The following is a 971-nucleotide window of genomic DNA, read 5'->3' on the forward strand; positions in this document are numbered from 1 at the left end:
ACCTGCCGTTCGAGGAGGTCTGCCGGCTGGCCTCGGAATGGGGCTACGACGGCCTGGAGATCGCCTGCTGGGGCGACCACTTCGAGGTCGACAAGGCCCTCGCCGACGACTCCTACATCGAACGCAAGAAGGAGACCCTGGCCAAATACAACCTGGGGGTATGGACGATCTCCAACCACCTGGTCGGCCAGGCCGTCTGCGACCACCCCATCGACGAACGCCACAAAGGCATCCTGCCCGCCCGCATCTGGGGCGACGGCGAACCCGAAGGCGTACGCCGCCGCGCCGCCGAGGAGATCAAGGACACCGCCCGCGCGGCGGCCAAACTCGGCGTCACGACCGTCGTCGGCTTCACCGGCTCGTCGATCTGGCACACCCTGGCCATGTTCCCCCCGGTGCCGCCCTCGATGATCGAGGCCGGCTACCAGGACTTCGCCGACCGGTGGAACCCGATCCTCGACGTCTTCGACGAGGTCGGCGTGCGCTTCGCCCACGAGGTGCACCCCAGCGAGATCGCCTACGACTACCACACCACCGTGCGGACACTGGAAGCCATCGGGCACCGACCGGCCTTCGGACTGAACTGGGACCCCTCGCACATGGTGTGGCAGGGCCTGGACCCGGCGAACTTCATCATCGACTTCGCCGACCGGATCTACCACGTCGACTGCAAGGACGCCCGGGTCGCCACCCGCGACGGCCGCCGCGGCCGCCTGGCCTCCCACCTGGCCTGGGCCGACCCCCGCCGCGGCTGGGACTTCGTATCCACCGGCCGGGGCGACGTGCCGTGGGAGGAGTGCTTCCGGGCGCTCAACCACATCGGCTACGACGGCCCGATCTCCATCGAGTGGGAGGACGCGGGCATGGACCGGCTGCACGGCGCACCGGAATCCCTCGCCTACATCCGCTCGCTCAACGCCATCACCCCACCCGACGCCGCCTTCGACGCCGCCTTCTCCTCCGAGAGCTGA

General features: G+C 69.1%; 1 protein-coding gene. It reads left to right on the forward strand.

The genetic code is table 11. The annotated features are described in order from the left end of the window. Positions 1-2: 2 nt before the first annotated feature. Positions 3-971: a sugar phosphate isomerase/epimerase family protein gene (locus Msi02_RS42760; protein ID WP_239109441.1), complete on the forward strand. Its 969-nt coding sequence runs from the start codon at positions 3-5 to the stop codon at positions 969-971.

This window comes from Microbispora siamensis (assembly GCF_016863095.1).
Taxonomy (GTDB): Bacteria; Actinomycetota; Actinomycetes; order Streptosporangiales; family Streptosporangiaceae; genus Microbispora; species Microbispora siamensis.